This window comes from Stenotrophomonas sp. STEN029 (assembly GCF_056760015.1).
In genome coordinates, this window is sequence record NZ_JBRREC010000044.1 from 1 (window position 1) to 23,140 (window position 23,140).

The window sequence follows — 23,140 nt, forward strand, 5'->3', positions numbered from 1 at the left end:
GCTCCTGCAGGTGCTGATGCGCCTCTGGAGGTGTGTAGGGCGGGGCCTGCTTGCTGGGAAAGCCTCTGCCGAGCATGGCTCGGCACTACAGTGCGACCATCCGGCACTCACTCGCCGCACCCCACAGTCGCGCAGCGCCATTGCACGCACCACGCGCGACAACCCCAAAGAGAAACTCAAAGAGACTGCAAATAAAAACTCACAGACACAAAAAAGCCCCGATGAAGGGGCTTTTTTGAAACTGGCGGAGTGAGAGGGATTCGAACCCTCGATAGAGCTTTTAACCCTATACTCCCTTAGCAGGGGAGCCCCTTCAGCCACTCGGGCATCACTCCGTTTCTCTTGCCCCGCTGCGTGTATTCCTAAGCGGGGCGCGAAGAATAACGTTAAACGAGGTGAAAGGTAAACCCCTTATTCGGAAGTTTCTTCACTTCCGGGAGTCGCGGGCTCATCGCCACGCTGGATACGCTGAAAAATCTCCTCGCGATGGACAGCAACGTCCTTCGGCGCGGTGATACCGATACGTACCTGGTTGCCCTTGACGCCGAGCACGGTCACGCTGACCGAGTCGCCGATCATCAAGGTTTCGCCTACTCGGCGAGTCAGGATCAACATTGTGTAAATCTCCATGGAACCGGTGGGTTTCCCACCGGCATTGGCGCGCTTCGAGCTATGCGCCCCACGACAAAGGGGAAAAGACTCCCAATGTTACCGTCAGGGCGCGAACAGCTTCAAGGTGCGTGACTTGTCACATTCAGGCCAGATGCGGCTTGACCCACGCCAGCACGCCCTCAAGGGCCGCTACCAGCTTGGGACCATCCTCACCGCCACCCTGGGCCATGTCCGGACGACCACCGCCCTTGCCGCCGATCTGGGCCGCAACGTGGGCCAGTAGTTCGCCCGCCTTGACCTTGCCCAGCGCAGCGCCATTCACGCCCGCCACAAGGGCGGCCTTGCCGTCCTGCACACCGGCCAGCACGATGATGGCGTCGCCCAGCTGCTGCTTCAGGCGATCCATCGCGTCGCGCAGCGCCTTGGCATCAAAACCTTCCAGACGCACCGCCAGCACCTTCACGCCGGCCACATCGACCGCCGAGCCGCCGAGATCGGCAGTGGCACCAGAGGCAACCTTGGCCTTGAGGGCTTCCAGTTCGCGCTCCAGCTTCTTCTGGCGCTCACCCAACTGGCGGATCTTGTCGACCACGTCGCCAGCACTGCCGCCGAGCAGCTGCGCAGCTTCGTGCAGGCGCGCCTCCTCGTCAGCCACATAGTCCAGCGCACCCTGCCCGGTCACCGCCTCGATACGACGCACGCCCGAGGACACACCGCCCTCGGAGGTGATCTTGAACAGGCCGATATCGCCGGTCCGCGAAACGTGGGTGCCGCCGCACAGCTCGGTGGAGTACTCGCCCATCTTCAGCACGCGCACGTTCTCGCCGTACTTCTCGCCGAACAGTGCCATCGCACCGAAATCCAGCGCTTCCTGCATGCCCATGTTGTGCACTTCGGCAGCATTGTTGGCACGTACCTGCTCGTTGACCTTGCGCTCGATGACCGCAAGCTCTTCGGCAGTGATCGGCTGGAAGTGCGAGAAGTCGAAACGCAGGCGATCCGGCGCCACCAGCGAGCCCTTCTGCTGCACGTGGGTGCCCAGCACTTCGCGCAGGGCGGCGTGCAACAGGTGTGTAGCCGAGTGATTGAGGATGGTGGCGCTGCGACGCGCGGCATCAACCGCACCAGCCAGCACATCGCCGACCCTCAGCGTGCCCTGCTCCAGTTTGCCGACATGGCCGTGGAACTGCCCGGCGAACTTCTGCGTGTCGCCCACCGCCAGCTTGATACCGTTGGCCAACAGCACACCGGTATCACCGACCTGGCCACCGGACTCGGCGTAGAACGGGGTCTGCGCGGTGAACACGATGACCTCATCGCCCGCCTGCACGGCATCGACCGAACGACCATCCTTGATCAGCGCGACAACCTTCAGGCCATCGGCCTGCAGGCGGTCGTAGCCGAGGAACACCGTCGGGCTGAGGCTGGCAACGAGTTCGGCGGAAAGCGTCACGCCACCGCCGAACTTGCCAGCCGCACGCGCGGTTTCGCGCTGATGCTCCATCGAGGCATCAAAGCCGGCCATATCCACCGTCATGCCGCGTTCGCGGGCGATGTCCGCGGTCAGGTCGACCGGGAAGCCGTAGGTGTCATACAGACGGAACGCATCGACGCCCGGAATGACACCGTCGCTGACCTTGGCAGCAACGTCGTCGAAGATCTTCATGCCCGAATCGAGTGTTTCAGCGAAACGCTCTTCTTCGGCCAGCAGTGCGCGCACGACGGTGTCGACCTGCGCGGGCAGTTCCGGGTAGGCCTCGCCCATCTGCTCGATCAGGGTCGGCACAAGCTTGTTGAAGAACGGCTGGCGCACGCCCAGCATCCAGCCATGGCGCAGGGCGCGGCGGATGATGCGGCGCAGGACATAGCCACGGCCTTCATTGGATGGCAGCACGCCATCGACGATCAGGAAGGAACAGGCGCGGATGTGATCGGCGATCACCCGCAGCGACTTGTTCTCCAGGTCGGCCATGCCGGTCAGCTCGGACGCCTTGCGGATCAGCGCCTGGAACAGGTCGATCTCGTAGTTGGTGTGCACGTGCTGCAGGATCGCCGCCAGGCGCTCCAGGCCCATACCGGTGTCCACGCACGGTGCCGGCAGCGGCTGCAGCGAGCCGTCTGGCTGGCGGTCGAACTGCATGAACACCAGGTTCCAGATTTCGATGAAGCGGTCGCCATCTTCATCCGGCGAGCCCGGCGGGCCACCTGCGATGTGGTCGCCGTGGTCATAGAAGATCTCGGTGCAGGGACCGCAGGGACCGGTATCGGCCATCTGCCAGAAGTTGTCCGACGCGAACGGCGCACCCTTGTTGTCACCGATGCGCACGATGCGCGATTCCGGGATGCCGATCATGTCGCGCCACAGCGCGTAGGCCTCGTCATCGGTCTGGTAAACGGTGACCAGCAGGCGATCGGCCGGCAGCTTCCAGACCTGGGTCAGCAGCTCCCATGCCCAGGCAATCGCGTCCTTTTTGAAGTAATCGCCGAACGACCAGTTGCCCAGCATTTCGAAGAAGGTGTGGTGGCGCGCGGTGTACCCGACCTGGTCCAGATCGTTGTGTTTGCCTCCGGCACGCAGGCAGCGCTGGACGTCGGCCGCGCGCACATAGCTGCGCTTTTCCGCACCAAGGAACACGTCCTTGAACTGGACCATGCCGGAGTTGGTGAACAGCAGGGTCGGGTCATTGCCCGGCACCAAGGGTGCCGACGGCACGATGGTGTGGCCCTTGCCCTTGAAGAATTCGAGGAAGTCAGCGCGGATCTGGGAGGTCGTAAATTTGGCAGGTGTATTCATGGGGACTGGCGGTAAGCTGGCAAACGGGTCCCGGCAGCCTGTGCAGGCGCGGGAATTCGGGACAACCGAAACCCTGAAAGGGTATCAGGCCCAGCCCGCCCAGTCCTCATCAGTCCTCGGGATCGTAGCGACTGGCCTGACGGATGCAGTTGCCATCAAACCCGCGCCGGGCCAACAGATCCGCGGCTTTGCGCCGCTGCGCCAGATCCTCTGGCCCATTGGCACCAAAACGGCGGCATACCAAGTCGCGGGCGTTTTCAGTCCAATCGCCCTCAAACGACGCCATCGCGGCCTCGATCTGCTCGCTGTCCAATCCATGGGTGCCCAGCTCCGCGCGGATATGCAGCGGCCCATAGCCGCTACCTGCGCGGTTGCGGACCAGCGACTGGGCAAAACGGGTGTCGTCCTGCCAGCCATCCTCGGCCAGCTTGGCCACCGCCGCATCCACCGCTTCCGGGTCCACGCCGCGTGACTTGAGCTTGCGACCGAGCTCCTTGCGCGAGTGCTCGCGCCTGACCAGCAGGCCGAGTGCACGTTGCAGCGGCGTCTGCTGGCGACCTCGCTTGGTTTTGCCCTCGGGCTGATCATCCATCTCGGTCATCACGCCATCACACTCGTTTCAGCCCGGCACGTTCCAGCCCGACTTGATTCCGGCGAGCCTGATTCTGCCAAGCCCAGCCAGAGGCAATACCCAACCCCGCACCATCCCTGTCGCGGGGTCTTCATGGACAAAATGCCGCAGGAGCGGACGACGTCACTGACGATGCGCCGCCCGCCCCCGCGGGAAAATCACTCCTCGCCGTCCTCGTCGTCGCCTTCTTCGCGCGCCGCTTCGGTGGGTTGGAACTTCTCGCGCAGCTCGGCCTCGAGGCGGGCTGCAACCTGCGGGTTGTCACGCAGATAGCCGCGGGCGTTGTCCTTGCCCTGGCCGATGCGCTCTTCGCCGTAGCTGTACCAGGCACCGGCCTTGTCGACCAGCTTGGCATCCACGCCCATGTCGATCAGCTCGCCTTCGCGGGAGATGCCCTCGCCATAGAGGATTTCGGTGATGACCTGCTTGAACGGAGGCGCCAACTTGTTCTTGACGACCTTGATCTTGGTCTGGTTGCCGATGATCTCGTCGCCCTTCTTGATCGCACCGATACGGCGGATGTCCAGGCGCACCGAGGCGTAGAACTTCAGCGCGTTGCCACCGGTGGTGGTTTCCGGGCTCTGGCCCGGCATCATCACGCCGATCTTCATGCGCAACTGGTTGATGAAGATGACCAGCGTATTGGAGCGCTTGATGTTGCCGGTCAGCTTGCGCAGCGCCTGGCTCATCAGGCGGGCCTGCAGGCCCGGCAGCTGATCGCCCATTTCGCCTTCGATTTCAGCACGCGGGGTCAGCGCAGCGACCGAATCGACCACCACGATGTCGACCGAGCCCGAACGCACCAGCATGTCGGCGATTTCCAGCGCCTGCTCGCCGGTGTCCGGCTGCGACAGCAACAGGTCGTCGACATTGACGCCCAGCTTGGCGGCGTAGATCGGATCCAGTGCGTGCTCGGCGTCGATGAAGGCAGCGGTGCCGCCCAGCTTCTGGCATTCGGCAATGGCCTGCAGGGTCAAGGTGGTCTTGCCGGAGGATTCCGGGCCGTAGATCTCGACCACGCGGCCCTTGGGCAGGCCACCGATGCCCAGCGCGATGTCCAGCATCAACGAGCCCGTGGGGATGATCTCGACGGGCTCGACAACGCGGTCGCCCATACGCATCACCGAGCCTTTGCCGAACTGCTTTTCGATCTGACTCAGTGCGGCGGTAAGTGCGCGCTTCTTGTTCTCGTCCATCGTGTTCGTCCTCGGGGTTGATTTCGTTGATTTCGTCATGGGGTCCACTGTAGGGGTGTCGTATCGCACAGGCTGAGACTGCAACCGAGACGACAAAATTATTTGGCCGACAAGGATACCGACAGCAGCCCAAACACCCGCCCTACGTAAGGAAAACAGTCAGTTGCGGCTGCGAAATGCGCAGATTCGGTTTCCGCAGGACTCAAGTCCGCGAGCATCGAACCCGCAGATTTCAGCGGTTTGGCCTCAGCAGGCCGCAATACAGCCCCTCGATGGAGAAATCCTGGTCGGGCAGGACTTCGATCGGCGCGTAGTCGGGGTTGCGCGGCAACAGGCGGATCCGGTCCTTGGCGATCTTCAGCAGCTTGACCGTGATTTCGTCGTCGATACGCGCTACCACGATCTGCCCCGACGTGGCGTCGCGGGTGCGGTGCACGCCGATCAGGTCACCATTGAAAATGCCTTCGTCGATCATCGAGTCGCCCTGCACTTTCAGCAGGTAATCCGGCGCCGGCGAGAAGAACACCTTGTCCAGCACCACGTAATCGTCCGAACCGATGTCGGCACCGATCGGCAGGCCAGCAGCCACCCGGCCGAGGATCGGCAGGCGCAGCACATCGTCATTGGCGGCCTGCGCAGGCGCATGCGACTCGGCTTCGCCCTCGCCTTCCTGGCGCACCAGGCGGATGCCGCGCGCACGGCCGGGAACGCGCTCGATGGCGCCGGCCGCTTCCAGGGCATCCAGGTGGTATTGGGCCGAGCGCACACCCTTGAAACCAAAGGCGCGGGCGATCTCGGTCTGCGATGGCGGCATGCCCTCGGCCTCGATGCGCTCAGCGATCAAGTCGAGGATGGCCTGCTGGGTGTCGGTGAGGTTCATTGTTAGTAGTATTACTACTAACAAAAGGATCTGCAAGCCCCTCGACGAAAATCAGTGGTGGCGACCGCTGCGCCAGATCGAGAACAGTATCCACACCCCGCAGATGCCCGCGCCCACGAAGCCGCACAGGCCCAGCGCCAGGAACCAGCGGCTGGAAAGCCCGCCTACGCTGTGCATCACGATCGACGAACCAATGATCAAGGCAGCGGTGATTACGCCAACCACCAGGCGGTTGGCGGCGCGGTTCACCTGGTCGCCGAAGCCCTGCAGCGCAGTGGTTTCCACGCGCAGCTTCAGCTGCCCGCGCCGCGCTGCCTGCACCAGCCGGCGCAGATCACGTGGCAACTCTCCTGCGAGATCCAACATCCCCAGCAAGCTGCGACGGCCACGCTTGAGCAGCGCCTTGGGCGCATAGCGCTGCAGCACCACCCGCTCCAGGAATGGGCGCGCCGCACTGGCCATGTCGAAGTCCGGATCCAGTTGCCGGCCCATGCCTTCCAGGGTCAGGAAGGCCTTGATCATCAGCGCCAGGTCGGCCGGCAAGGTCAGGCTGTAGCTGCGCAGCAACTGGGTGATGTCGCCAAGCATCAGGCCGATGCGCAGGTCCTTCAGCGGCACGCCGCGGTATTGATCGACGAATTGGCTGATGTCCTGTTGCAGGCGACCTTCGTCCACCTCCACGCCGCCGGCCCAGTCCAGCAGTACGTCGGCAACCACCTGCGGCTCCTGCTCGACCAGCCCGTGCAGCAGCTGCGCGACCTGGAAACGGCGCGTTTCGGACAGCGCACCGACCATGCCGAAGTCGATCACGCCGATACGGCCATCGCGCATGTAGAAAATATTGCCGGGATGCGGATCGGCGTGGAAGTAGCCGTCTTCCAGCACCATTTTCAGCACGATATCGGCGCCACGCCGGGCCAGCGCCGCACGGTCCAGACCGGCGTCGTCGACGGCCTCCAGCTTGCGGCCGGGAATGCCATCAACGAAGTCCTGCACGTTGAGACTCTCGCAGGTCCATTGCCAGTGCACGCCGGGAATCAGGATGTCATCGCGGCCATCGAAGTTGCGTGCGATGCGCTCGGAATTGCGGCATTCGGCGGCGAAATCCATCTCGCTGCGCAGCGACTGGGTGAACTGTTGCACCACTTCCGCCGGCCGATAGCGGCGCAGATCCGGCAGTCGCGCCTCGACGATCTCAGCCAACCGCGCCAGCAGCCGGAGGTCCGCTTCAACCACATCGCGGATGCCGGGCCTGCGCACTTTCAGTACCACTTCGCGGCCGTCGTGCAGACGTGCGCGATGCGCCTGCGCCAAGGAGGCGGCAGCCATCGGGGTTTCATCCAGGAAGGCGAACACCTGCGCTGGCGGCGCGCCCAGATCGGCCTCCAGCTGCTCGCGGATCGCGGCATAAGGCAGCGCGGGCACTGCGTTCTGCAGCTCGGACAGCTCGGCGATCCACTCCGGCGGCAACAGGTCCACGCGCGTGGCCAGTACCTGGCCAAGCTTGACGAAGGTCGGCCCCAGTTCCTGCATCGCACTGCGCACGCGCACCGGCGCGGTCATCCGCAGCATCTGCTGGCTGTCGTTCCAACGCACCAGCCGACCCGCGCGCTCCAGCACCGAGGCCAGCCCGGTCCGGCGCACCACGTCGCCGAAACCATAGCGGATCAGAACTGCGGCTATTTCCTGCAAGCGGCCCAGATCACGGACCGTGCCCAGTGTTTCCCACATCGCGACTCATCCCGGTTGCTGGCTGGGCCAGCATGTCATAGATGATCGTGGATGCCGCGCAATGCTGCATCCACGGTTTGCCTGCGTACCGCATCACGGTCGCCATCGAACTGGAACAGCTGCGCGCGCGCATAGCCGCCGCGGCGCTTCCAGCCGATCCAGACGCTGCCGACCGGCTTGTCCGGACTGCCGCCGCCGGGGCCCGCGATGCCGGTCACCGCCACCGCCACACCTGCGCCGGAATTGATCAGCGCGCCGGCCACCATTTCCAGCACGGTTTCGCGACTGACCGCACCAAACTGCTCCAAGGTCTGCGCGCGGACGCCGAGCAGGCGCTGCTTGGCTTCATAGCTGTAGACCACCATGCCGCAGTCGAAGAACGCCGAGGAGCCGGCGATATCGGTCATGCTCTTGGCGATCCAGCCGCCACTGCAGCTCTCCGCGGTCACCAGCTGCAGCGAGGCCTGCTGCAGGCGCTCGCCGAGTGCGGCGGCCAAGGCATTGAGATCGGCGTCGGTTGGATTGGACATTGCGGTAAAGGGGGCTGGGAGGAGAACCCTTACGTTTTACCGCAGATGACGCCCCGCGTGTCAGGGCACAGCCCAGCTGCGGGAGTTGTACGAGCGGCGTAAGCCGCGAAGCTGATGATGCTGAAGTGGCTGGCAGCTGTGCCATCTGATGACGCATCTGCTTCGCGGCTGACGCCGCTCCTACAAAACAAGACAGCCGGCATGGGGCCGGCTGTCTCTTCCCGCCCGAATCACCATTCGGGCAATTTTTCCGGCAACAGCGGGCGTATAACCGCACCATCTTCGCTTGCTGCCAGCTTCTCGGCTTCGGCAATCGGGATATCCACGTCGATCAGCCAGCCTTCTTCATCAGCCTGCTCATTGCGGATGACCTCCAACTGGTGCAGGCGTGCGCGCAGGCGGCCGGCACTTGGCGGCAGGCGGATCTGGCCGGTGACATGTTGCAGGCCCAGGCGCTTGCCCAATACCGATTGCAGCAGTTCCAGCCCGCGGCCATCACGCGCAGAAACCCATACCCGCTCGCGCCGTGACTCGTCCGGCACCCCATCCTGCGCGTCGTGGCGCACTTCGGCGCCTTCGATGCGATCGATCTTGTTGAACACCAGCAGCTGCGGCAGGTCACCCGCACCTACGGCTTCCAACACTTCGTCGACCTGGGCGATACGCTCCTCGCGCAGTGGGTCAGCGGCATCGACCAGATGCAGCAGGAAATCCGCCTCACGCGCTTCGGACAAGGTAGAGCGGAACGCCGCCACCAGGTCATGTGGCAGGTCGCGCACGAAACCGACGGTGTCAGCCAGCATCGCGTTGCCACCGGGCAAGGTGATGCGTCGCACAGTGGGGTCAAGCGTCGCAAACAGCAGGTCCGCGGCGTAGGCACCCGCGCCGGTCAGCGCGTTGAACAAGGTGGACTTGCCGGCATTGGTATAGCCAACCAGCGCGATGCGCGGCATTTCGCTGCGCACGCGGGCACGGCGCATCTGGGTGCGCTGCACCTCGACCTTCTCCAGCCGCTTCTGCAGCTGCTCCACCCGCTTCTGCAGCAGGCGGCGGTCGGTTTCCAGCTGGGTTTCACCCGGGCCACGCAGGCCGATGGAACCGCCGCGCTGGCGCTCAAGGTGGGTCCAGCCGCGGACCAGCCGCGTGGCGATATGCCGCAGCTGGGCAAGCTCCACCTGCAACTTGCCTTCATGGCTGTGCGCACGCTGGGCGAAGATGTCCAGGATCAGGCCGGTACGATCAATGACCCGGCGTTCCAGGTAGCGCTCAAGATTGCGCTCCTGCACCGGACTGAGTTGATGGTTGACCAGCACCAGATCGGCGCCAGTGGCATCGGCCGCAGCCTTCACCTCTTCCAGCTTGCCGCTGCCGATCAGCGTGGAGGGGTTCGGCCTGTCCATGCGCGCAGTGATGGTCGCGGCAACACTCGCCCCGGCCGAGCGCGCCAGATCGGTGAATTCCTCCAGTACATCTTCTTCCAGCCGGCCAACATGCGGCTGGATCAACAGCGCATGTTCGCCCTTTTTAGAGCGGTCAAACATGCGCCGCCACCTGCTTATTCGTTGTCGATATCGTCATCAGCTGCCTGACTTCCGTCGCCCGATTGCACGTAGCCGCCACCCGGCCCCACGCGCACATTGCGCGCGGGCACCACGGTGGAAATGGCGTGCTTGTAGACCATCTGGCTGACGGTATTGCGCAGGAGCACCACGAACTGGTCGAACGACTCGATCGTGCCCTGCAATTTGATGCCATTTACCAGGTAGACCGAAACCGGCACGCGCTCGCGGCGCAACGCATTCAGAAACGGATCCTGCAAAGACTGCCCCTTGGACATCGTCTACTCCTCGTTATTGTTTTTATGGACCGGACCGATGGCGGCATCCCCTGCCCGTCCGGAACCCTGATGGTACACCGCCGCGCGCTCGCTCAGCCCTGCAGAAAGCGGGAAACCGCGTTCTGCACACCAGACATGTCCCGAACCGGGTCGAACCAGCGGGTATCCAGCTCGCCGCGCAGCCAGGTGAGCTGACGCTTGGCCAGCTGGCGGGTGGCGAACACCCCCTTGTCGCGGAACTCGGCGGACGTGCCCAGCCCGTCCAGGTACTGCCAGGCCTGCCGGTAACCGACCGCACGTACCGCCGGCAGGTCCAAGGGTGCGGCCACCGCCGCCATCTGTGGCAAGGCCCGCAACGCCCGCACTTCCTCCAGGAAACCGCGCTCCAGCATCAGATCGAAGCGCCGCTCGATGCGCTGATGCAGTACTGCACGGTCGGCCGGAGCCAGCACCAGCTTCAGCACCCGCGCGGGCAGGCGCGCGATGCCTGGCAGGCCTTGCCAATAGCTGATCGGCTTGCCGGTCAGCCGGTACACCTCAAGCGCCCGCTGGATGCGTTGCGGATCGGTGGCATGGATGCGCGCGGCAGCGACCGGGTCGAGTTCGGCCAGCTGTGCGTGCAAGGCCGGCCAGCCGCAGACTTCAGCCTCGGCAGCAATAGTTGCGCGCATGGCCGGATCGGCTTCCGGCATCGGCGACAGCCCCTGCAGCAATGCACGGAAATACAGCCCGGTACCGCCAGCCAGGATCGGCAACTTGCCGCGCGCAACGATGTCACGCACGGCCTCGGTGGCGTCAGCGGAGAACTCGGCCGCCGAATAGGTCTGCCAGGGGTCGCGCAGGTCCAGCAGGTGATGGCGGATGCCATCCTGCTCGGCGGCGTCCGGCTTGGCCGCGCCAATGTCCAGGCCACGGTAGACCAGCGCCGAATCGACGCTGACGATCTCACCGCCATAGGCTTTGGCCAGCGCGATGGCCGCAGCGGTCTTGCCCGAGGCGGTCGGCCCCATCAGGGCGATGGCCAAGGGGCGTTGATCGACGCCCATCAATCCTCGTCCGGCCAGCGCGGCATGGCCGGCTTGACGGCGCGCGGCGCCGGCACCGCATCGAATGCAGCCAGCACCTTGAGCGCGTCAACCGTCGCGGCCACGTCGTGCACACGCACCATCATCGCCCCCTTCTGCACCGCCAGCAGATGCGCGGCCAGCGAACCGGCCATGCGCTCGGCAGCCACCGCCCGCCCGGTGACATCACCAATGCAGCGCTTGCGCGAGAAGCCCGCCAGCACCGGCGCGCCCAGATCGTTCAAGCGATCCTGTGCGGCCAGCAAGGCAAAGTTCTGCGCGGTGTCTTTGTTGAACCCGTAGCCCGGATCGATCAGCAGGCGCTTGCGTCCGATACCGGCCATTTCCGCGGAGAAAACACGCTCAGCCAGAAAGCGCTGCACATCACCGGCTATATCAACATAGGCTTGGGCGAGGCCTGCATCGTAAGGGCCGCCGACCGCATGCATCAGCACCACTGCCGCCTTGGATGCAGCCACCACCTCCAGCGCGCCAGGCTGCCGCAATGCCTGCACGTCATTGATCATGTGGGCACCTGCCGCCAGCGCGGCGCGCATCACTTCCGGCTTGAAGGTATCCACGCTCAGCGGCACGGCGACCCGTGTAAGCAAAGCCTCGATTACCGGCACCACGCGGTCGATTTCCTCCTGCACCGACACCGGGCTTGCACCCGGACGGGTGGATTCACCACCGATGTCCAGCAGATCCGCCCCCTGCTCGACCAGCGTCAAGGCATGCGCGACGGCTGCAGCGGTGTCTGCATGCTGGCCACCATCGGAAAACGAATCCGGGGTGACATTGACGATGCCCATCACCTGTGGCCGATCCAGCCGCAGCGTACGGTCGCCACATTCCAGGGTGGGGAAAACATCAAACATGGGCGCTCCGGTGGACTGCAACAGCGCCTAGTTTAAGCCACCGCAACGGCGCGCCAGCGAAGCCGGCGGCACACTCTCAACCAACAGAAGACAGCGCAATGCCGGCGATCAGTCCTTGTTGCGGGCGCGGATACGGCTGCCAATCAGGCTCAGGATCACGCCCAGCACCACGCCGATAAAGATACCGGCGAGGAAGTTGTTGGTCTTCACCCCGAAACCAACACCGGCCACGGTGGCGATGATCATCTCCGGCACGTTGGCCGAGGGCGCCTTTGGCGGCGGCGTGGAATCATTCATGGGACACAACCAGGGAAAATCAAAGTACCGCTATTCTCGCCCAGCACGACGGCTGGCGCATAAAAACGGGCCGGAAAACCGGCCCGTTCTGTTTGTATCGATGCTGCTGCCGGCTCAGTGCTGGCCGGCCGGGTCGGTGATCGGCGTCACCGGCTGCGGAGCGTCGCCACCCTTGCCGTCGTCGGCACGGTCGTTGTTGCCGCCCTTGTCCACCCAACCTGCTGGCGGCGACGGCTTGCGACCTTCCATGATCGCCTTGACCTGCTCGGCGTCGATGGTTTCCCAGTCCAGCAGCGCGGCAGTCATCGCTTCGACGATGTCGCGCTTTTCGTCCAGGATCCGGTACGCAACGTTGTACTGCTCGTCGAGGATGCGACGGATTTCCGCGTCCACCTTCTGCTGGGTGGCCTCGGAAATGGTCTTGCTGTGCATGCCATAGCCGCCTTCTTCATCGGCGTAGACCATGATGCCCAGCACATCGGACATGCCGTACTTGGTGACCATGCCCCGGGCCAGCTTGGTAGCGCGCTCGAAGTCGTTGGAGGCACCGGTCGACATCTCGCCGACGAAGATCTCTTCAGCAATGCGGCCGCCGAACAGGATCGCCAGCTCTTCCAGCATGCGCTCCTTGTACTTGCTGATGTGGTCGTGCTCAGGCAGCTGCCAGGTCAGGCCCAGCGCCCAACCGCGCGGCATGATGGTGACCTTGTGCACCGGGTCGGCCTTGGGCAGCGACATGGCGACGACGGCATGGCCAGACTCGTGATAAGCGGTATTACGACGCTCTTCCTCACGCATGACCATGCTGCGGCGCTCAGGACCCATGTAGATCTTGTCCTTGGCGTCCTCGAAGTCCTTCATGTCGACTTCCTGCTTGTTGCGACGAGCCGCAAACAGGGCGCCTTCATTGATCAGGTTGGCCAGATCGGCACCGGAGAAGCCCGGGGTACCGCGCGCCAGCACTTCCGGACGCACGTCGTCTGCGGCCGGCACCTTGCGCAGGTGCACGCGCAGGATCTGCTCGCGGCCCTTGATATCCGGCAGGCCAACCATGACCTGGCGGTCAAAACGGCCCGGACGCAACAGCGCCTTGTCCAGCACGTCCGGACGGTTGGTGGCAGCGATCACGATCACGCCTTCGCCACCTTCAAAACCGTCCATCTCGACCAGCATCTGGTTCAGGGTCTGCTCGCGCTCGTCGTGGCCACCGCCGGTGCCGGAGCCGCGGTGACGGCCAACGGCATCGATTTCGTCGATGAAGATGATGCACGGCGCATGCTTCTTGGCCTGCTCGAACATGTCGCGCACGCGGCTGGCGCCGACGCCGACGAACATCTCGACGAAGTCCGAACCGGAGATCGCGAAGAACGGGACCTTGGCCTCGCCGGCAATGGCGCGGGCCAGCAAGGTCTTGCCGGTACCCGGCGGACCAACCATCAGCACGCCGCGCGGGATCTTGCCGCCCAGCTTGGTGAACCTGGAGGGGTCACGCAGGAACTCGACCAGCTCGCCAACTTCTTCCTTGGCTTCGTCGCAGCCCGCAACGTCGGCAAAGGTGACCTTGATCTGGTCTTCGCCCTGCAGCTTGGCGCGGGATTTACCGAAGGACATCGCGCCCTTGGCACCGCCGCCACCGCCCTGCATCTGGCGCATCATGAAGATCCAGAAGCCGATCAGCAGCAGGATCGGCAGGAACTGCAGCACGATGCCCCAGAAACTCGGGCCAGCCGGTTCCTGACGGGCAACTTCAACGTTCTTGGAATACAGCTGGTCCAGCAGCTTCGGGTCGGCCGGTGCGTACAGCGCACCGTCGGAACCATCAGCGCGCTTGAAGCGCAGGTGGTTGGTGGTCAGCGTGGTCTTGTCGGTGTACTCGACCGACTTGATCCTGCCCGCATCCACTTCCTGCAGGAACTGCGTGTAATTGCGTGCATCGCCAGCGGCGGCTGCCCCACTGCGTGGAGCGAAGCTCTGGAACACCACCATCAGCACGACGGCGACAACCACCCATAAAAGGAGGTTCTTGGTCAGGTCGTTCATCCTCATCGGCTCCGGTGTCCCTCTAGATACTAATTACTGAAAAGTCGTATGGCTGAGCTTACTTTATCTGGGTGCGCTTGCCCTGCCCGAGGGCATAAACCTCAGGTGAACGCTTGCGCGAGGCATCCGGCTTGCGAATGGCGACTTTTTCATAACGACGGCGCAGTTCACGCACGTAGTCGTCAAAGCCAACGCCCTGGAACAACTTGATCAGGAACGCCCCACCCGGCTTGAGATGGTTGTCGGCAAAATCCATCGCCAACTCCGCCAAGTGCATCATCCGCGGCTGGTCAACCGCATCCATACCACTCTTATTGGGGGCCATATCCGACAGCACAAGGTCTACCGGCTGGTCGCCAACCATGGCTTCGAACTGCGATAGGACCGTTTCTTCCCTGAAGTCCCCGTGAAGGAACTCCACGCCAGCCAAGGGCGGCATCTCCAGGATATCCAGCGCCAAGACACGGCCGGTGTCGCCCATCTGCCTGCGCACCTGCTGCGACCAGCCACCCGGCGCGGCCCCCAGATCGACCACCACCATATGCGGCTTCAGCAGGCGGTCACGCTCCAGCAGCTCCTCCAGTTTGTAGGCCGCGCGCGAGCGCATGCCCTCCTTCTGGGCCTTTTTCACAAAGGGATCGGAGAAATGTTCTTTCAGCCAGCGCTGGCTACTTTTGCTACGGGAAGGCATTGGCAATGGGGCTCACAGGGGTGGTCATGATACCCTGAACCCCCTTGATTACCTGTAGTCCTGCATGTCCATCGTCCTGACCTCGGCCCAGAACCGATTCCTGCGCGGCATCGCGCACGACCTGAAAGCACTGCTGCAGATCGGTGGCAAAGGGGTCACCCCGGCCTTTTTGGCCGAACTGGACGAGGTGCTGGAGCGCCATGAACTGGTCAAGGTGAAGGTTGCCGCCGAAGACCGCGAAGCCCGTGACACCCTGATCGGCGAACTGATCCAGGCCAGCGGCGCCGCCCTGGTACAGCGCATCGGCCACGTTGCCGTGCTGTATCGCCCGGCCAAGGAAAAGCGCCAGATCGTGCTGCCGCGCGGCTGATCGCCGAGGAACACCCATGCAGTTCAGCCGCGAGCTCCCCGATTACATCTATTCCCTGCGCTCGGCCGATGGCCGCCATGCGCAGGTGAACGACCGCGCGCTGAGCCGCAGCTTCATCCTTGCACCGAACAGCTTGATTGAAGACTGGCCGGTTGCATCGGTGGCCGAGTTGCGCGCCGAAGATCTGGACGCCGCGCTGGAACTGAATCCGGCGCTGGTGATCCTTGGCACCGGCGACAAGCAGATTTTCCCGCCAGCGGCGATCATGGCCGCCTGCCTGACCCGCGGCATCGGCATCGAAGTGATGAACAACGCCTCGGCCGCACGCACGTACAACGTGCTAGCCGGCGAGAACCGCCGCGTGGTGATGGCCATCATCCTGGAAAGCACCCCGTAGCGCGCAGCCACGCTGCGCCGGCGCTTTTTTGTGGGAGCGGCGTAAGCCGCGAAGCTGACGATTGATCAGCCCGCAGACATGCCTGCAATCCCGACGACACCTGATTCGGCCCCTGCTGGCAAGGCCGAATGCCTCCCTGTAGTGCCGAGCCATGCTCGGCAAGGGCCTTACAGGCAATGCATCAGATGGCTCATCAGCTTCGCGGCTTACACCGCTCCCACAGTCCGGTGCGTGCTGGCGCATCACTGGGAAAGCCGCTGCCGAGCATGGCTCTGCACTACAGGTAAAGCCGCAGCGCCTGCCAAATTTCCTGCCACACCTGCAGATATCAAGAACCCGGTGACACCGGATCCTTCATCTTGCTCTCTAGCGGGCCAGCGGCTCACCTTTCAGCCAACACACCAGCAGCATCGACACCGCCACGCAAGCATGGAAGCCGGCGAACGCGACCGGACTGGTCGTGGGCGGAAACAACAGAAATCCTGCCGGCAACAGCACTGCCACCAGCGCGTATACCACCCAGCCCTGCCAGGCCAGGGGCCAGCTCCAACCCTGCCCATTGCTTGCAGCCTGGAACCAGTACCTCGGCTTCTGCACCTGCCCCCTCCTCAAACATGGATGCCATCACAGCACCGAAGCAATCCCGGCACCGCCCTCGACTATTGGGCCTGATACATCTGCTGCAGGTCCCGCCCGATGATCAGGACGGGACCGCAGACATCTAGCGGCTCGGCAGATAGACCAGCGGATCAACCGGCTTGCCGTTGTAGCGGATCTCGAAGTGCAGCATGTCGCGCGAGGTGCCGGTGCGACCCATCTCGGCAATCTGGTCACCGGCCTTCACGTTCTGCCCTTCGTTGACCAGACGCTTGCGGTTGTGGCCGTAGGCCGACAGCCACTGGTCGTTGTGCTTGATGATGATCAGCTCGCCATAACCGACCAGGCCTGCGCCGGAGTACACCACCACACCAGGACCCGCGGCACGTACCGCCTGGCCGCTGCTGCCTGCGATATCCACGCCCTGCTTGGTGGCTTCACCCGCGACAAAACGGCCCACCAGGGCACCCTCAGCAGGCCAGCGCCAGCCGATGCCGCTATTGACTGGCGTGGGTGCAACCACCGTTGGCTGCGTTACCGGACGGGTGGTGGTGGTCGTTGAACCCCCAGCAGCCGGTGGCCGGCTGGCCGTCGCCCCGCCCGGATACAGCCGCAGCGCCTGCCCCGGATAGATCGTGTATGGCTCGGACAGGCCGTTCCAGGCAGCAAGATCACGCGGGGTGATGTTGTTGATCCGGGCAATGCCGAACAAGGTGTCGCCACGACGCACGATGGCCGTCTGTCCTGGTTTAGGGACGGAGGTGCGCGGCGTGGTCGAGGCAGATGAACCCGAACTTCCGCCCGAGGGCTTCACCACCGTGGCAGTTCCGCACGCCGCCAACGAGACCACCGCCAGAACGGCCAGCGCCCTGCCCAAGCTCTTGCCCACCATCAATGCATTCATGCGAATTTAGCCCTCCAGACCAGCCACGCCACCAGGCCCACCACCAATGCGGTGGCAATCCAGCCCAATGGCTCAATCCAGCGCCGCAACCGCTCAGCCGCCTGTGCGCCGCCGAAGCGGATCACCGCCGCCAACAAATAAACCCGCTTGCCGCGCCCAACCAGCATGCTCAACACATACTGCGGCAACGGCACGCCGACGATACCCGAGGCCCATGTGAAGACCTTCATCGGGATGGGCATGAAGCCACCCAGCACCAGGAAGGTGAACACCGCCCATGGCGACTCCGCCATCTTGGCTTGCAGGGTAGCGATACCGCTTTCAATCGCCGGCAGCATGCCCATCGCCTCGAACAGCGGCTTGATCACCTCGAAGGCGTAGTGGCCCAGCGCATAACCCACCATCGCGCCGGCCATGGAACCAATCAGGCTCAGGGTCGCAAAGCGCCACCCCTTGCGCGGCTGTGCCACGCACATCGGCATCAGCATCACTTCCGGCATCACCGGGAAGATGATGGCCTCGATGAAACTGAGCACGGTCAAATAAGTGGGCGCACGTTCATTGGCAGCCCAAACCATGGCGCGGTCGTATAACGGCCCGAAAATCTTCATTCAGTGAGTAGTCCTGTTCTCAGTCCAGCATGCCCGGCAACAATGGCACGAAGCTCACCGGCGCCAGCTCTTCCTGGACAATGGTGCCATCGGCCTGCCGGGTCAGTTGCAACAGCACCTGTCCGCCCGGCCCGCCAACCGGTGCCACCAGGCGGCCGCCGACGGCCAACTGGTCGATCAAGGCATCCACCAGCGCCGGCGCAGCAGCCGTCACCACGATGGCATCGTACGGGCCGTGCTCTGGCCAACCGATACGGCCGTCGTCGTGCTTGGTGCGGATGTTCATGCCCAGATGCCGGAAGCGCTTGCGCGCCTGCCGCAGCAGGTCACCGATACGCTCGACAGTGAAAACCTCAAGGCCCAACGCGCCAAGAATGGCGGCCTGGTACCCCGAGCCGGTGCCGACTTCCAGCACCTTTTTCGGCGCGACCGCCAACACCACTTCGGTCATGCGCGCCACGACCCAGGGCTGGGAGATGGTCTGGCCATGGCCGATCGGCAGTGCGGTGTCCTCATAGGCGCGTGAGGCCAGCGCCTCATCAATGAACAGGTGCCGTGGCACCACGCGCACGGCGTTGAGCGTGGCCTCATCGGCAATGCCCACTTCGCGCAGGCGGTCGACCAGACGGTCGCGCACCCGCTGCGAGGTCATGCCGATACCCACGGCCTCCGGCTGCAGGCGCAGGCGCGGCGTCATTCAGGCTTCCCCAGGGTTTCGGTCAGCCCACCGACCCAGCTGGCGACCTTTTCCAGCGCCGAATAGCGGGTCAGGTCGACCTGGATCGGGGTGATCGAAATATGCCCGGTACGCACCGCGTGGAAGTCGGTGCCGGGACCGGCGTCCTGTTCACTGCCAGCCGGGCCGATCCAGTACACGGTATTGCCGCGCGGATCGTTCGCAGGAACACAGGCTTCGGCGCGATGGCGGTTGCCAAGCCGGGTAACCTCGAAGCCTCGGATCTGATCCCAAGGCAGGTCCGGCACGTTGACGTTGAGGATGGTGTCGGCCGGCAATGGATCGGCGATCAGCCGCGACACTATCTCCACCGCAGCGCGTGCGGCAGTAACGAAGTTCTTGGCTTCGTGCTTGTGGGTGACCAGCGATACCGCAACCGAGGGCAGGCCGAGGTGGCGCCCTTCCATCGCCGCCGACACCGTGCCCGAATAGATCACGTCATCGCCGAGGTTGGCAGCATTGTTGATGCCTGACACCACGATGTCCGGCTCGAATTCGAGCATGCCGGTCAGTGCCAGATGCACGCAGTCGGTCGGCGTACCCGCCACCGCGCAGGTGTAGTGGTCAATGCGGCGCAGACGCACCGGTTGATCCAGCGTGAGTGAGTTGGATGCACCGGAGCGATCACGGTCCGGCGCCACCACGGTGACTTCGTGTCCGGCGTTGCGAAGCTCCTCGGCCAACATCTTGATGCCGGGGGCGTCCACACCATCGTCATTTGATACAAGTACGCGCATTAAAGGCCTGGGTTACTGGATCAACACGCGACGCTCCCACTCAGCGCCGCAATCGCCGGAACCTCCGGTTAGTACATCACCGTGACGGACCGACCTGAGCGACCATGATACCGGAATGCACCGCGGCACTTTCCACCCACCCGGGGCTTGCCTGCGATCGTGCGCACGTTACGCTGTAGGAATGTCGTACCCAGATGAAGAAGATGACGCTGCCCTGTTCCGCTCGGCCATTGGCGAAATGACGCCGATGCGCCCGGTGGAAGCACCGGCTACCGGCAAGCCACGGCCCAAGCCGCGCGCACGCATGGCAGAACAGGATGAATCCCAGGCCCTGGGCGAATTTGCGCGCCTGCTGCGTTCCAGCAAGCCGCTGGAAGCCGGCGACAACGCCAGCTACCGGCGCGACAACCTGCCACCTCAGATGTTCCAGCGGCTCAAGCGTGGCCAGTATTCGGTACAGGACGAACTGGACCTGCATGGCGCCACCGCCGCCCAGGCCGAAAACCTGCTGCGCCAGTTCCTGCTGGAGGCACGCGCACATGAACACGGCTGCGTGCGCATCATCCACGGCAAAGGCCTGCAGTCGGATGGCGGTGCGCCGGTGCTGAAGAACCTGGTCGACCGCATGCTGCGCCAGCGCAATGATGTGCTGGCGTTCCATTCCGCGCCGCCGACCCAGGGCGGCACCGGTGCGGTTCTGGTATTGCTGGCCAATCGCTGAGCGATCCGCTCGGCCAGCCGATTCGCATGGACGGCGCGGCACCGCAGTCTCTGTAGCCCGGGTAAGCGCAGCGCACCCGGGGCTGTTCGCGACGCATGAGGCATATTGAAGTACCACTGGATCCTGCTTCCCGGGTGCGCTGCGCTTACCCGGGCTACGATCTGACCAGCCGTACTCAGTCAGCGGCGCTCTCTTCGCTCGATGCCTCGGCTTCGGCTGCCGGACTCCCCGCAATCTCATTGCGACTGGCGTCGGTCACTTCACCCAGTTCATGCAGCACCGCGGTGGCGTAGCAGCCCGGTGGCAATGCGAACGACACCTCCAGCACGTCATCGGCCAACCACTGGTGCTGCATCAACATGGGCTTGAGGCGCAACGAACGGCGCTCCTGCTTGAGCCCAGCCTGCTCCAACCCGGTACGCAGCGCCAAGGCCTGCTCATCGCCCAGGGCCTGATCTTCCAATGCCCGTGCGGCATCGGTCGCGCGCAGCTCACCAACGCCCCACAACGGCGCGCTGGGGTGGATATCGAAACGCGCCAGGCGCTCGGCCAGCACCTCGCTCATCGGCTCCGGGCCAAACACCGAACGGCTGCCGTCCAGCATCCACACCTCGCCTTCCAGCGCCGTGTCCCAGTTGCCCTGTTCCACGCGCGCGGCCAGCACGCGGTTGAACAATGCAGAGCGCGCGGCGGACAGCAGCATCGAACGCTGGTCCTTGCGCACCCGGCGGCCAGCAAACATCTGCAGCGCCGCCGGCACATTGCCGCCATCGCGGCCAAAGCGCTGTTCGCCAAACCAGTTTGGCAGGCCGCGTGCAGCGACAATCTGCAGGCGCTCCTCGATGGCCGCCTTGTCACCTTGCACACCACGCAGCACCAGCTTGAAGCGGTTGCCCGCCAATGCGCCACGCTGCAGCTTGCGGTTGTGCCAGGTCGACGCCAGCACATGCAGCTCGTCCGACTCCAGCAGCGCCAGATCCGGCGCCACGCGCTTGGGCAGGTGCACGCTGAAGCGCTGCGTGGTCACCGCATGCCGATCTTTCTGCCCGGCATAGCTGACGCCCATTTCCGGCACGCCCGCCCACTGCGCCAACTGTTTGGCAATCGCCACGGTATTGGCGCCACGCTTGCGGATGTCCAGCAGCAGGTGCTCACCCTCACCCGTCGCCTCGAACGCAGGGATTTCATCAACCTGGAAATCTTCCGGCATGCTGCGGATGGCCGCAGTCAGTACCGGCTCACCAAAGGCCTGCGGCAGCGCGATCATGCAGCCACCAGCAAGGCCACGGCCTGCGCGGCGATACCTTCTTCGCGGCCGGTGAAGCCCAGTTTCTCACTGGTGGTGGCCTTGATGCTGACCCGATCCAGATCGATCGCCAACAGCTGCGCAACCGTCTCACGCATCGCCAGTGCATGCGGGCCCACCTTGGGCCGCTCGCAGATCACGGTGATGTCGACATTGCCGACCTGCCAGCCACGCTCGCGCAGCAGTTCATTGCAATGACTGACGAAGCGGCTGCTGTCCGCACCTTTCCAGCGATCGTCGGACGGCGGGAAGTGCACGCCGATGTCACCCAGCGCCAGCGCACCGAGCATTGCGTCACACAGCGCATGCAGGGCGACATCGCCATCACTGTGCGCGAGCACGCCGCGGCTGTGCGGCACGCGCACGCCGGCCAGCATGATGTGGTCGCCCTCACCAAAGGCATGCACGTCATAGCCTTGGCCGATACGGATGGGAGGGAAGGAAACAGAAGAGTTCATGGCAGTACTTCTTGGCAGAGCCGGCGCCAACGCGCCGGCAAGGGATCAGCTGCCGCGCCGCGACAGCTCGAATTCGAAACGGGCCAGATCGGCCGGGGTGGTGACCTTGAAATTGCTCTCGGCGCCTTCAACCAGCAACGGGCGCACGCCTTGGCGCTCCATCGCCATCGCCTCGTCGGTGACATCGACACCTGCTGCAGCCGCATCGAGCAGCGCGCGCGTGAGTTGATGGCGGCGGAACAACTGCGGGGTCAGCGCGCGCCACAGGCGCTCACGCGGCTCGGTGCCGTCAATGCCACCATCATCGCCAGCACGCTTGAGCGTGTCGCGCACCGGCGCGGCGAGAATGCCACCGACCGGATCAGCACGCCCCACTTCCAGCAAACGGCTCAGATCGGTCGCCGCCAGATTTGGCCGCGCGGCGTCGTGGACCAGCACGAAGTCATCGGTACGCACGCTCTCCGGCAGCGCCTGCAGGCCTGCCAATACCGACGCCGCGCGGGTCTCTCCTCCCACGCAGGTCAGCACCGGCTTGTCAGCAAACGAAGTCCAACCCGGCCAATCGGCATCGTTCTCGGCAATGGCCACCATCACCCCGGCCACGCCGGGATGGGCAAGCAGGGACTGCAGGGTGTGCGCGAGCAGCGGCTCACCGTCGGCCAACAGGTACTGCTTGGGCACCGGACCACCAAAACGCGCGCCGCGCCCAGCCGCGGGAACCACCGCCCAGGTCTGCAGGATCACGGGATGTTCTCCGATGGCGACTGCTGGTTGCCTTGCCCGGCCGACGGTTCCGTCGCCGCGGCAGGCGCAGGCACCACGGGCGCAGCCACCGGGGCGTCCTCGACGACCCGGTAGAACTTCTCACCCGGCTTGATCATGCCCAGTTCGCTGCGCGCACGCTCCTCGATGGCAGCCTCGCCATCCTTGAGGTCCTGGACTTCCGCCGCCAGGGAATCATTGCGCTGCTGCAGACCGTCGTTGTCACGCTTCTGGTTGGCCACCTGCGCCTCGAGCATCATCACTTCGCCCGAGTTGCCTTGGCCAAACCAGAAGCGGTACTGCAGCAATCCCAGCAGTACCGCCAGCACCAGCAGCAGCCAGCGCCAATTACGCATGACG

At 64.2% G+C, this 23,140-nt stretch carries 27 protein-coding genes and 1 tRNA gene; 4 read left to right on the forward strand and 24 right to left on the reverse strand.

Features of this window, described 5'->3' with window-relative positions; genetic code table 11:
- The coding region (locus ACVOLI_RS11190) for a hypothetical protein (protein ID WP_481614473.1) at positions 1 to 253 on the forward strand (253 nt) is incomplete at its 5' end.
- On the opposite strand, the gene ACVOLI_RS11195 is transcribed toward ACVOLI_RS11190, so the two are convergent.
- From ACVOLI_RS11195 to rlmE, 15 genes are all read right to left on the reverse strand, one after another.
- Positions 243 to 335 (reverse strand) — tRNA-Ser (locus ACVOLI_RS11195). The genes ACVOLI_RS11190 and ACVOLI_RS11195 overlap by 11 nt on opposite strands.
- Before the next feature lie 76 nt (positions 336 to 411).
- A complete protein-coding gene (csrA, locus tag ACVOLI_RS11200) occupies positions 412 to 615 on the reverse strand; it encodes a carbon storage regulator CsrA (RefSeq protein WP_057628248.1) in 204 nt (67 codons plus the stop codon).
- A 139-nt stretch (positions 616 to 754) separates the two neighbouring features.
- On the reverse strand, positions 755 to 3,406 hold the full coding sequence (gene alaS / locus ACVOLI_RS11205) for an alanine--tRNA ligase (RefSeq protein WP_481614474.1): 2,652 nt from the start codon (positions 3,404 to 3,406) through the stop codon (positions 755 to 757).
- A gap of 109 nt (positions 3,407 to 3,515) precedes the next feature.
- Positions 3,516 to 3,998, reverse strand: a complete 483-nt coding sequence (recX, locus tag ACVOLI_RS11210; protein ID WP_481614493.1) for a recombination regulator RecX — start codon at positions 3,996 to 3,998, stop codon at positions 3,516 to 3,518.
- Positions 3,999 to 4,195: 197 nt separating this feature from the next.
- The gene (recA, locus tag ACVOLI_RS11215) at positions 4,196 to 5,233 is read right to left on the reverse strand and encodes a recombinase RecA (RefSeq protein ID WP_282271203.1); all 1,038 of its coding nucleotides are present in this window, start codon (positions 5,231 to 5,233) and stop codon (positions 4,196 to 4,198) included.
- Between the two features lie 232 nt (positions 5,234 to 5,465).
- Positions 5,466 to 6,113, reverse strand: coding sequence for a transcriptional repressor LexA (gene lexA / locus ACVOLI_RS11220; RefSeq protein ID WP_481614475.1), 648 nt, complete (start codon positions 6,111 to 6,113; stop codon positions 5,466 to 5,468).
- A gap of 51 nt (positions 6,114 to 6,164) precedes the next feature.
- Entirely contained in the window at positions 6,165 to 7,844 is a 1,680-nt protein-coding gene (gene ubiB / locus ACVOLI_RS11225; protein ID WP_481509101.1) for a 2-polyprenylphenol 6-hydroxylase, read from the reverse strand.
- Positions 7,845 to 7,879: 35 nt separating this feature from the next.
- Positions 7,880 to 8,374, reverse strand: a complete 495-nt coding sequence (locus ACVOLI_RS11230) for a CinA family protein (protein WP_282271197.1) — start codon at positions 8,372 to 8,374, stop codon at positions 7,880 to 7,882.
- A 230-nt stretch (positions 8,375 to 8,604) separates the two neighbouring features.
- Positions 8,605 to 9,915, reverse strand: a complete 1,311-nt coding sequence (gene hflX / locus ACVOLI_RS11235; protein WP_481614476.1) for a ribosome rescue GTPase HflX — start codon at positions 9,913 to 9,915, stop codon at positions 8,605 to 8,607.
- A 14-nt stretch (positions 9,916 to 9,929) separates the two neighbouring features.
- Positions 9,930 to 10,211 (reverse strand): RNA chaperone Hfq, encoded by a 282-nt coding sequence (gene hfq, locus ACVOLI_RS11240; RefSeq protein WP_481614477.1) that lies wholly within the window; start codon positions 10,209 to 10,211, stop codon positions 9,930 to 9,932.
- Between the two features lie 92 nt (positions 10,212 to 10,303).
- Positions 10,304 to 11,257, reverse strand: a complete 954-nt coding sequence (miaA, locus tag ACVOLI_RS11245; protein ID WP_481614478.1) for a tRNA (adenosine(37)-N6)-dimethylallyltransferase MiaA — start codon at positions 11,255 to 11,257, stop codon at positions 10,304 to 10,306.
- Complete coding sequence (gene folP, locus ACVOLI_RS11250) at positions 11,257 to 12,153, reverse strand: dihydropteroate synthase (protein ID WP_481614479.1); 897 nt, start codon at positions 12,151 to 12,153, stop codon at positions 11,257 to 11,259. The genes miaA and folP overlap by 1 nt, the downstream gene beginning before the upstream one ends.
- Before the next feature lie 108 nt (positions 12,154 to 12,261).
- A complete protein-coding gene (locus ACVOLI_RS11255; protein ID WP_282271167.1) occupies positions 12,262 to 12,450 on the reverse strand; it encodes a hypothetical protein in 189 nt (62 codons plus the stop codon).
- Positions 12,451 to 12,564: 114 nt separating this feature from the next.
- Positions 12,565 to 14,490 carry an ATP-dependent zinc metalloprotease FtsH gene (ftsH, locus tag ACVOLI_RS11260; protein WP_481614480.1) on the reverse strand — a complete coding sequence of 642 codons (1,926 nt, stop codon included), beginning with the start codon at positions 14,488 to 14,490 and terminating at the stop codon, positions 12,565 to 12,567.
- A gap of 58 nt (positions 14,491 to 14,548) precedes the next feature.
- Positions 14,549 to 15,181, reverse strand: a complete 633-nt coding sequence (gene rlmE / locus ACVOLI_RS11265; protein WP_282271929.1) for a 23S rRNA (uridine(2552)-2'-O)-methyltransferase RlmE — start codon at positions 15,179 to 15,181, stop codon at positions 14,549 to 14,551.
- A gap of 64 nt (positions 15,182 to 15,245) precedes the next feature.
- Between rlmE and yhbY the strand changes: the two genes are divergently transcribed.
- On the forward strand, positions 15,246 to 15,551 hold the full coding sequence (gene yhbY, locus ACVOLI_RS11270; protein WP_282271931.1) for a ribosome assembly RNA-binding protein YhbY: 306 nt from the start codon (positions 15,246 to 15,248) through the stop codon (positions 15,549 to 15,551).
- Between the two features lie 16 nt (positions 15,552 to 15,567).
- On the forward strand, positions 15,568 to 15,948 hold the full coding sequence (locus ACVOLI_RS11275; RefSeq protein WP_296249158.1) for an Mth938-like domain-containing protein: 381 nt from the start codon (positions 15,568 to 15,570) through the stop codon (positions 15,946 to 15,948).
- 366 nt (positions 15,949 to 16,314) lie between these two features.
- Here the strand turns inward: ACVOLI_RS11275 and ACVOLI_RS11280 are convergent, their stop codons facing one another.
- From ACVOLI_RS11280 to surE, 5 genes are all read right to left on the reverse strand, one after another.
- A complete protein-coding gene (locus ACVOLI_RS11280) occupies positions 16,315 to 16,545 on the reverse strand; it encodes a hypothetical protein (RefSeq protein ID WP_481614481.1) in 231 nt (76 codons plus the stop codon).
- Between the two features lie 124 nt (positions 16,546 to 16,669).
- Positions 16,670 to 17,449 carry a peptidoglycan DD-metalloendopeptidase family protein gene (locus ACVOLI_RS11285; RefSeq protein WP_481614482.1) on the reverse strand — a complete coding sequence of 260 codons (780 nt, stop codon included), beginning with the start codon at positions 17,447 to 17,449 and terminating at the stop codon, positions 16,670 to 16,672.
- Positions 17,446 to 18,060, reverse strand: coding sequence for a YqaA family protein (locus ACVOLI_RS11290; RefSeq protein WP_303749664.1), 615 nt, complete (start codon positions 18,058 to 18,060; stop codon positions 17,446 to 17,448). The genes ACVOLI_RS11285 and ACVOLI_RS11290 overlap by 4 nt, the downstream gene beginning before the upstream one ends.
- 19 nt (positions 18,061 to 18,079) lie before the next feature.
- Positions 18,080 to 18,757 carry a protein-L-isoaspartate(D-aspartate) O-methyltransferase gene (locus ACVOLI_RS11295; protein WP_282271936.1) on the reverse strand — a complete coding sequence of 226 codons (678 nt, stop codon included), beginning with the start codon at positions 18,755 to 18,757 and terminating at the stop codon, positions 18,080 to 18,082.
- A complete protein-coding gene (gene surE, locus ACVOLI_RS11300) occupies positions 18,754 to 19,533 on the reverse strand; it encodes a 5'/3'-nucleotidase SurE (protein ID WP_481614483.1) in 780 nt (259 codons plus the stop codon). The genes ACVOLI_RS11295 and surE overlap by 4 nt, the downstream gene beginning before the upstream one ends.
- Positions 19,534 to 19,714: 181 nt before the next feature.
- On the opposite strand from surE, the gene ACVOLI_RS11305 reads away from it, so the two are divergent.
- On the forward strand, positions 19,715 to 20,254 hold the full coding sequence (locus ACVOLI_RS11305) for a Smr/MutS family protein (RefSeq protein WP_481614484.1): 540 nt from the start codon (positions 19,715 to 19,717) through the stop codon (positions 20,252 to 20,254).
- 175 nt (positions 20,255 to 20,429) lie between these two features.
- On the opposite strand, the gene truD is transcribed toward ACVOLI_RS11305, so the two are convergent.
- Genes truD through ftsB form a run of 4 tightly spaced genes read right to left on the reverse strand, consistent with a single transcriptional unit; the run spans position 20,430 to position 23,136 of the window.
- Positions 20,430 to 21,521 (reverse strand): tRNA pseudouridine(13) synthase TruD, encoded by a 1,092-nt coding sequence (gene truD, locus ACVOLI_RS11310; RefSeq protein ID WP_481614485.1) that lies wholly within the window; start codon positions 21,519 to 21,521, stop codon positions 20,430 to 20,432.
- Entirely contained in the window at positions 21,518 to 22,018 is a 501-nt protein-coding gene (ispF, locus tag ACVOLI_RS11315) for a 2-C-methyl-D-erythritol 2,4-cyclodiphosphate synthase (protein ID WP_296249138.1), read from the reverse strand. Before ispF ends, truD begins: the two co-directional genes overlap by 4 nt.
- Positions 22,019 to 22,063: 45 nt before the next feature.
- Positions 22,064 to 22,762 (reverse strand): 2-C-methyl-D-erythritol 4-phosphate cytidylyltransferase, encoded by a 699-nt coding sequence (gene ispD / locus ACVOLI_RS11320; protein WP_481614486.1) that lies wholly within the window; start codon positions 22,760 to 22,762, stop codon positions 22,064 to 22,066.
- A complete protein-coding gene (gene ftsB / locus ACVOLI_RS11325; RefSeq protein WP_296249134.1) occupies positions 22,759 to 23,136 on the reverse strand; it encodes a cell division protein FtsB in 378 nt (125 codons plus the stop codon). Before ftsB ends, ispD begins: the two co-directional genes overlap by 4 nt.
- Positions 23,137 to 23,140 lie beyond the last annotated feature (4 nt).

Excerpts from the sequence above, each read along its gene's own strand:
- csrA (WP_057628248.1), bottom strand. The coding sequence starts at position 615 with ATGTTGATCCTGACTCGCCGAGTAGGCGAAACCTTGATGATCGGCGAC.
- alaS (WP_481614474.1), bottom strand. The coding sequence starts at position 3,406 with ATGAATACACCTGCCAAATTTACGACCTCCCAGATCCGCGCTGACTTC.
- recX (WP_481614493.1), bottom strand. The coding sequence starts at position 3,998 with ATGGATGATCAGCCCGAGGGCAAAACCAAGCGAGGTCGCCAGCAGACG.
- recA (WP_282271203.1), bottom strand. The coding sequence starts at position 5,233 with ATGGACGAGAACAAGAAGCGCGCACTTACCGCCGCACTGAGTCAGATC.
- lexA (WP_481614475.1), bottom strand. The coding sequence starts at position 6,113 with ATGAACCTCACCGACACCCAGCAGGCCATCCTCGACTTGATCGCTGAG.
- ubiB (WP_481509101.1), bottom strand. The coding sequence starts at position 7,844 with ATGTGGGAAACACTGGGCACGGTCCGTGATCTGGGCCGCTTGCAGGAA.
- ACVOLI_RS11230 (WP_282271197.1), bottom strand. The coding sequence starts at position 8,374 with ATGTCCAATCCAACCGACGCCGATCTCAATGCCTTGGCCGCCGCACTC.
- hflX (WP_481614476.1), bottom strand. The coding sequence starts at position 9,915 with ATGTTTGACCGCTCTAAAAAGGGCGAACATGCGCTGTTGATCCAGCCG.
- hfq (WP_481614477.1), bottom strand. The coding sequence starts at position 10,211 with ATGTCCAAGGGGCAGTCTTTGCAGGATCCGTTTCTGAATGCGTTGCGC.
- miaA (WP_481614478.1), bottom strand. The coding sequence starts at position 11,257 with ATGGGCGTCGATCAACGCCCCTTGGCCATCGCCCTGATGGGGCCGACC.
- folP (WP_481614479.1), bottom strand. The coding sequence starts at position 12,153 with ATGTTTGATGTTTTCCCCACCCTGGAATGTGGCGACCGTACGCTGCGG.
- ACVOLI_RS11255 (WP_282271167.1), bottom strand. The coding sequence starts at position 12,450 with ATGAATGATTCCACGCCGCCGCCAAAGGCGCCCTCGGCCAACGTGCCG.
- ftsH (WP_481614480.1), bottom strand. The coding sequence starts at position 14,490 with ATGAACGACCTGACCAAGAACCTCCTTTTATGGGTGGTTGTCGCCGTC.
- rlmE (WP_282271929.1), bottom strand. The coding sequence starts at position 15,181 with ATGCCTTCCCGTAGCAAAAGTAGCCAGCGCTGGCTGAAAGAACATTTC.
- yhbY (WP_282271931.1), top strand. The coding sequence starts at position 15,246 with ATGTCCATCGTCCTGACCTCGGCCCAGAACCGATTCCTGCGCGGCATC.
- ACVOLI_RS11275 (WP_296249158.1), top strand. The coding sequence starts at position 15,568 with ATGCAGTTCAGCCGCGAGCTCCCCGATTACATCTATTCCCTGCGCTCG.
- ACVOLI_RS11285 (WP_481614482.1), bottom strand. The coding sequence starts at position 17,449 with ATGAATGCATTGATGGTGGGCAAGAGCTTGGGCAGGGCGCTGGCCGTT.
- ACVOLI_RS11290 (WP_303749664.1), bottom strand. The coding sequence starts at position 18,060 with ATGAAGATTTTCGGGCCGTTATACGACCGCGCCATGGTTTGGGCTGCC.
- ACVOLI_RS11295 (WP_282271936.1), bottom strand. The coding sequence starts at position 18,757 with ATGACGCCGCGCCTGCGCCTGCAGCCGGAGGCCGTGGGTATCGGCATG.
- surE (WP_481614483.1), bottom strand. The coding sequence starts at position 19,533 with ATGCGCGTACTTGTATCAAATGACGATGGTGTGGACGCCCCCGGCATC.
- ACVOLI_RS11305 (WP_481614484.1), top strand. The coding sequence starts at position 19,715 with ATGTCGTACCCAGATGAAGAAGATGACGCTGCCCTGTTCCGCTCGGCC.
- truD (WP_481614485.1), bottom strand. The coding sequence starts at position 21,521 with ATGATCGCGCTGCCGCAGGCCTTTGGTGAGCCGGTACTGACTGCGGCC.
- ispF (WP_296249138.1), bottom strand. The coding sequence starts at position 22,018 with ATGAACTCTTCTGTTTCCTTCCCTCCCATCCGTATCGGCCAAGGCTAT.
- ftsB (WP_296249134.1), bottom strand. The coding sequence starts at position 23,136 with ATGCGTAATTGGCGCTGGCTGCTGCTGGTGCTGGCGGTACTGCTGGGA.